Origin of the sequence: Nocardia sp. JMUB6875, from assembly GCF_041154655.1 — a bacterium.
Classification (GTDB): domain Bacteria; phylum Actinomycetota; class Actinomycetes; order Mycobacteriales; family Mycobacteriaceae; genus Nocardia.
The window spans coordinates 24,446-31,103 of record NZ_BAAFGR010000094.1 but is presented as its reverse complement, the minus strand read 5'-3'; the positions used below and the strand labels follow the sequence as shown (position 1 = coordinate 31,103).

4 protein-coding genes are annotated in these 6,658 nt (G+C 71.0%); 2 read left to right on the top strand and 2 right to left on the bottom strand.

The features are described from left to right. On the bottom strand, positions 1-744 hold a 744-nt coding region (locus ACAM49_RS23465; protein ID WP_369637709.1), incomplete at its 3' end, for a DUF6542 domain-containing protein. A 117-nt stretch (positions 745-861) separates the two neighbouring features. Then, a complete protein-coding gene (locus ACAM49_RS23460; protein ID WP_369637708.1) occupies positions 862-1,998 on the bottom strand; it encodes a DNA recombination protein RmuC in 1,137 nt (378 codons plus the stop codon). A 134-nt stretch (positions 1,999-2,132) separates the two neighbouring features. Between ACAM49_RS23460 and ACAM49_RS23455 the strand changes: the two genes are divergently transcribed. Together ACAM49_RS23455 and ACAM49_RS23450 are read left to right on the top strand one after the other, a co-directional pair. Further along, positions 2,133-3,479 (top strand): exonuclease SbcCD subunit D, encoded by a 1,347-nt coding sequence (locus ACAM49_RS23455; protein ID WP_369637707.1) that lies wholly within the window; start codon positions 2,133-2,135, stop codon positions 3,477-3,479. Positions 3,480-3,501: 22 nt separating this feature from the next. Then, on the top strand, positions 3,502-6,636 hold the full coding sequence (locus ACAM49_RS23450; protein WP_369637706.1) for an AAA family ATPase: 3,135 nt from the start codon (positions 3,502-3,504) through the stop codon (positions 6,634-6,636). Positions 6,637-6,658: the final 22 nt, after the last annotated feature.

Below are 6,658 nucleotides of genomic sequence, written 5' to 3'. Positions count from 1 at the left end.
ATTGCGCTCGGCGGCGGACTGATCCGGCTCCTGGGCGCGGCGGCGGCGACCCTCGCCGGGCTGGCGGTTCGCACCTACCCGCGGCGGCCCGGCGGCGACCCGGCCGGTGGCGCGGCGGGACGGGCGGGCGGTCTCGGCATCGGGCGCGTCGCTGTCGGCGGCGGTGGCGGTCCGGCCGGCACTGAAGCGTCGTCTGGCAGGGTCCTTGGAATCGGCGGAGCGGGTGCGCTGGGCGCGGGCGCCGCCCGGGCGGGTGGCGCGGGTGCGGGGGCGGAGGGGCTTGTCACCGCTCGCGCCGGCCTTGGCCTCGCGGCGGTGCAGGGCGATGCGGACCCCGCCGATGATCAGGACCAGCACGGTGGCCAGGGCCATGGTGGGGAAGCGATTCACCAGGGGGATGGCCAGATTCAGCAGGATGTCCTTCAGCTTGAAACTGCCGGCGGACCCCAATAGGAGCTGGTAGCACAGCGGCACCGCGAGGAACATCAGCAGCGGCGGCAGCACCAGTGCGGTGAACAGGCCCCGGTAGCGGACCGCGAGCACGGCCAGCACACAGCCGATCACATAGCAGCTCGCGAAGGTACCGGTGAGGTCGTCGCCACCGCGCGCGTCGATCAGGAACCCGATGAAGGTGCACGTCACAGCGATCAGGACGGCGGCTCCGGCCGGGACGCCGGGTACCGACGGCAGGATCGAACGGTGCGACGGGGGCACCTCGGTTCGCTCGCGTTGGGTAACTGCCACGTCAAGCACACTAAGGCATGTCGGTGTTTCGCGAGGCAGGCGACATCACGCGGGTATCTGGAATCGCACGAACCAGGCGATAGCTATGGCGCGGCTGCGCCGAGACCAAGCGGTTGCTCAGGCCTCACCCCCATCCGAGAAGCCGACTGCCCGCGGCCATGATTCGACCGGATGAATATCGGGCACGGGTGCGTCCGCTACATCCAGATCGTGGAGCTTTCGGGCGGTCACCATCACCCGCGATTCGACCGAGGCGACGGTGTGATTGAAGGCGTCGACCGCCTTGCCGAGCTGTGTGCCCAACCGGTCCAGGTGACGGCCGGTGGTGCCGAGGCGGGTGTAGAGCTCGCGGCCCAGCTGCTGGACCACCGCCATGTCCTCCGAGATCGCCTCCTGTCGCCAGCCCAGCGCGACCGTGCGCAGCAGCGCCATGAGGGTGGTCGGCGTCGCCAAGACCACATTGCGACCGAAGGCGTACTCGAGCAATCCGGAGTCGGTGGTCAGGGCCGCGTCCAGGAACGGGTCGCCGGGGACGAACAGCACCACGAATTCGGGGGAGGGCTCGAAGGCCGCCCAGTACTCCTTGGCCGAGAGCTGATCCACATGATTGCGCAGATGCCGGGCGTGTCGGGCCAGGTGGCCGTCGCGCTCGCGCTGGTCCTCGGTGGCGGCGGCATCCAGATAGGCGGTGCAGGGCACCTTGGCGTCCACCACGATCTGGCGGCCGCCGGACAGCCGCACCACCAGGTCCGGGCGCACCACGGTGTCGCCGCGGCGGGTCACCTGGGTGTCGAAATCGCAGTGCTTGGCCATGCCGGCCAGCTCCACCACCCGCTCCAGCTGGATCTCGCCCCAGCGCCCGCGTACCTGGGGCGCGCGCAGGGCGGCCACCAATTGCCCGGTCTGCGTGGACAACTGGTGCGAGGTGCGCTGCATGCCCGCGACCTGTTCGCGCAGGCCGGAATACGCGTTGATGCGGTTGTGCTCGACCTGCTCGATATGGCGGTTCAGATTCCCCACCGCCTCGCGCAGCGGTTCCACCAGCGAGCCGATGGCATGCGACTGCCGCCGCGCCGCGTCCTCGCTGGCGGCCCCGAGTGATTGCCGCAACAGCCGCTCGTTGTCCCGCATGGCCGCCAGCCGCGCCTCGGCCACCGCCGCCCGCTGTCCCGCCCGCGCGGCATGCCCGAGCCAGCCCAGGGCCAGCCCCGCTACGAACACCAACAGCAGCGCGAACAGCATCGGTGCGGTCATGGCACGAGATAGTGCCCCATGCCACCGACAAAGTCGTGAATCTGGCACCGGTGCGGCGTCTTTGGGGTGCGAAGTTCGCTTGACGCGCCGAAGGCGGATGAATTTGTCGTGGCAATCGCCTAGCGTTTCTCGGCATGCGCATCCTGCACACCTCCGACTGGCATATCGGTCGCACCTTTCACGGTGTCGACCTGTTGGCCGATCAGGAGGCGTCGCTGCGGGCCATCGCGGAATTGGTGGCGGCCGAGGGCGTCGACGTGGTCGTGCTGCCGGGGGACGTGTACGACCGTTCCATTCCGAGTGCGGATGCGATCGTGGTGTGCAATCGGGGATTCGAGGCAATTCGGGCGGCGGGGGCGGCCATTGTCGCGACCTCCGGCAATCACGACTCGCCCACTCGGCTCGGTGCGCTCGGTAGTTTCGCGGCGGCGGGCGGATTGCATTTGCGCTGCCGCATCGCGGATGTGGCGCGGCCGGTGCTGCTGTCCGATGAGTTCGGGGAGATCGCCTTTTACGGCATTCCGTACCTGGAGCCGGAGATCACGCGGGTGGAATTGGGCGTGCCGCAGGCGCGTTCGCACGCCGAGATTCTGGACGCGGCCATGGGCCGGGTGCGCGCGGATCTGGCGGAGCGGGCGGGGACGCGGTCGGTGGTGCTCGCGCACGCGTTCGTGGTGGGCGGTGAGGCCACCGGGTCGGAGCGGTCCATCTCGGTCGGCGGGGTGGAGACCGTGCCGCAGTCGGCCTTCGACGGCATCGACTATGTGGCGCTCGGCCACCTGCACTCACCGCAGACCCTGTCGGAATCGGTCCGGTATTCCGGTTCGCCGCTGCCGTATTCGTTCGGCGAACGTTCCCACCGAAAAGCGGTCTGGATCGTCGATCTCGATGCCTCCGGTCTTGCCGAGGTGCGGCGGCACGAGCTCCCGGTCGTCCGCGGCCTGTCCCAGCTCGTCGGCCCGCTGGAATCACTGCTGGAATCCCCGGAGCACGTCGAGGCCGAAACCCATTACGTCTCGGCCACCCTCACCGACGAGGCGCGCCCGGTGGACGCGCTGCGCCGCCTGCGCGAGCGCTTCCCGCACGCCGTCCACGTGGAATGGCAGCGCCCGGACGGCAATCCGGAACTGCGCTACCGCGAGCGCGTCCACGGCCGCCGCGATACCGAGATCGCCCAGAGCTTCCTCACCGACGTCCGCGGCACTCCGACGCCCGGCGAGATGACCTGGCTCGAACGCGCCCTCTCCGCCGCTACCCGCGAAAAGGACGGCCCGCTACGGATTTCCGCGGAGGAGCTACGCCCCGTCGAGCCGGAAGCAGCGGCGCCGAAGGTGGATGCGGTCAGTGCCGCCGGGTTCGACGGCTCGGCGCGGGGCGCGGACGCGGCGGAGGCCGATGCGGCGTTCGGATTGTTCGATATGGCCGAATTCGGGCTGGAGTCAGGCGGATCGGATGGGGCTGTCGGCGGGATGACCGCGTGAGGGCCGGGGAAGGGAGCGCCGCGTGCGGCTGCATCGGTTGGAGCTGACGGCATTCGGGCCGTTCGCCGAGACGGCCGTGGTGGATTTCGACGAGCTCGGGGCCGATGGGCTGTTCCTGCTGCACGGGCAGACCGGGGCCGGGAAGACCACGGTGCTCGACGCCATCGCCTTCGCGCTGTACGGGAAAGTGCCGGGCGCGCGCGAGGAGGGCAAGCGGCTGCACTCCGATCACGCCGACGAGCAGACCGCGCCGCGGGTGTCGCTGGAGGCCACGATCGGCGGGCGGCGGCTGCGGTTGATCCGGTCGCCGGAATTCCAGCGGCCCAGCAAGCGGGCCAAATCCGGCTGGGTGAAGGAGAACGCGGCCGCCACCCTGGAGTGGCTCGACGGGCGCGGGCAGAACCTGTCCCGCATTCCCGATATCGGCGACGAGGTGCTGCGCCTGCTCGGCATGAGCGCCGACCAGTTCTTCCAGGTGGTGCTGCTCCCGCAGGGCGACTTCGCGCGATTCCTGCGCGCCGACAACGAGGATCGCGAGAAGCTGCTCGAAAAGCTCTTCGACACCGAACGATTCGGCACCGCCGAGCAATGGCTCACCGACAAGCGCCGCGCCGCCACCGCCGACCTCGACACCCGCAAACACGCCGTCGACCGCCTCATCGCCCAGGTCGGCACCGCCGCGGGCCTGCCCCCCACCGAGACCGCCAGCCCCCTCGAATCCGTCGGCTGGTCGCAGTCCCTGCTGACCGCCGCCCGCACCCACGTCACCGACACCGGCGCCGAACTCGCCCGCCGCCAAAAGGATTCGGCCCAGGCCCGTGCCGCCGCGGAATCCGAGCGCCGCCGCCACGACCTGCACCGCCGCCGCGCCGCGGCCCGCACCCAGCTCGCCGACTTCGCCGCCACCGCCGACCACCGCGCCACCCGCCAGTCCGAACTCGACCGCGCCCGCCGCGCCGAACCGGTCGCCACCACCCTCGCCGAGGCCCGCGCCGCCGCCGTCACCCTCCGCCGCCGCACCGACGACGCCACCCGCGCCGCCGAACAACTCGCCGACCGCCTCCTCGAACCCGCCAGCGCCGAACTCCCGGGAACCGCCTGGGCCGCAGCCGATCTGGCCGCGGCCGAGCTCGCTGGCAGCGAGCTCGCGGCCGATCTCGGTGATGTCGAAGCCCTCGATACCGTGTCCGACGGTTCACCGGGTCTGGAATCGGCTGTACAGCGGTGGAGTGCGCAGATGGGGGCCCTGGACGAGGTGCGGGCCGATGCGGAGTCGGCGAACCGGTTGACCCGTGAACTGGCTGGATTGCGGACCGAGCAAGGTGATTTGGAGGCGCGGGCGGCGAAGCTGGCCAAGCGGTTGGGGGAGTTGCCGGAAGCCGTTGCCGGGGTGGAGGTTCGGTTGCGCGGGGCCGCGGATGCGGCGGCGGCGCTGCCCGGGCTCGAGGCCGAATGCCTGAGGCTGCGGACTTCGGCCGAGGCGGCCGTGGAGTTGGAGCGGCGGCGCGGGGAAATCGCGCGGGCGGGAGCTGCTTTCGAGGCGGTGCGGAAAGCGCACGCGGAGGCGTGGGAGCGGACTCAGGCGTTGCGGGTGCAGCGGATGGCCGGGATGGCGGCGGAGTTGGCGGGTGCGCTGGTGGCGGGGGAGCCGTGTGCGGTGTGCGGGTCCGACACGCATCCGAATCCGGCGCGGCCGACCGATCACGCGGTGTCCAAGGATGATGAGGACGCCGCTTTGGCGGCGGAGCGCAAGGCCGAGGCCGCGCGGGAGCGGGCCGGTCAGTCGGTGGCCGAGTTGGAGCGGGCCATCGAGGTGCTGGTCGAGCGCGGTGGAGACGTGGACAAGGCGGAACTGGCTGCGGCGTTGGATGATTCGACGCGGAAACTCACCGAGGCCAAGCGGGTCGCGGGGTTGGTCGACGGGCTGACCGCCGAGCTGAACAAGCTGCGCGCGGAGCAGGCGCGGCTACAGGACGAGGTGCGTGAGTGCGAAAGCCGTTCCAGTGCAACGCTGGAACGGATCGTCTCGACCGATCGGCGGCTGGCCGAACTGACCGAGCGGCTGTTGGCGGCAGCCGGTGCCGACGGTACCGTCGATCGGCGGCGGGCGCGGCTGGCGGCTCTGGTCGAAGAGGCCACCGCCGTGCGGGCGGCCAGGGTTGAGGTTGTCACCGCGCGTGAGCAGGTCGCGGCCGCGGCCGTACGTGTCGAAAAGCTGTCGTACGAAGCGGGTCTGGTGGATTCCGCACCGCCGGTGATGGGGGAGTCCGGGCCCGATTACGCCGTGCTCGGCGAGTACGCCCGCGCCGTCGACGCCGCCTCGCGCACCGCGGCACAGCAATCGGCCATCGAGGACGAACTCGTGGCCGCCGACCGGGCCCGCGCCCATGCCGAAGCGGTGCTGGCCGAGCCCGAGATCAAGGCTGCGGCCGACTCCGAACCGGGCGATCTGGAAGCGCTGGAAAGCGCTGTGGCGCAGGCCGAATCGGATCTGAACCGCGCCGTCGCCGCCAATGCCGAGGCAACCCGCCGCGTGGACGATCTGGAGAGCCTGTGCTCGCAGCTGTGGTCGGCTGTCGACCACATCGCCCCGCTGCAGCGCGCCCACGACGAGTTGGCCCGCCTTGCCGAGGTGGTGGCGGGCCGCGGCGAGAACAACCGCCGCATGTCCCTGCGCTCCTACGTCCTCGCCGCCCGCCTGGAAGAAGTCGCCCTCGCGGGTTCCGTGCGCCTGCGCCGCATGTCCGGCGGCCGTTACGAATTCGTCCACACCGACGCCGCGGGCCCGCGCGGTCGCCGCGGCGGCCTGGGTCTCGACATCCGCGACGACTACACCGGCGCCATCCGCCCCGCCAAAACCCTCTCCGGCGGCGAGACTTTCATGGCGTCGCTGGCCTTGGCCTTGGGCCTGGCCGACGTGGTCTCCGCCGAATCCGGCGGCCTGGTCATGGACACCCTCTTCATCGACGAGGGCTTCGGCAGCCTGGACGCCGACACCCTCGACGCCGTCATGGGCGTCCTCGACGACCTCCGCTCCAACGGCCGCGTCGTCGGCGTCGTCAGCCACGTGGACGAAATGCGCCAGCGCATCCCCAGCCGCCTCCACGTGATCCGCGGCCGCACCGGCTCCCGCCTGGAAACCTCGGTCAGCGCCTAGCGCCCTGTCGACTGTCAGCGCG

Coding starts and splice junctions, on each gene's coding strand:
- ACAM49_RS23460 (WP_369637708.1), bottom strand. CDS start 1,998: ATGACCGCACCGATGCTGTTCGCGCTGCTGTTGGTGTTCGTAGCGGGG.
- ACAM49_RS23455 (WP_369637707.1), top strand. CDS start 2,133: ATGCGCATCCTGCACACCTCCGACTGGCATATCGGTCGCACCTTTCAC.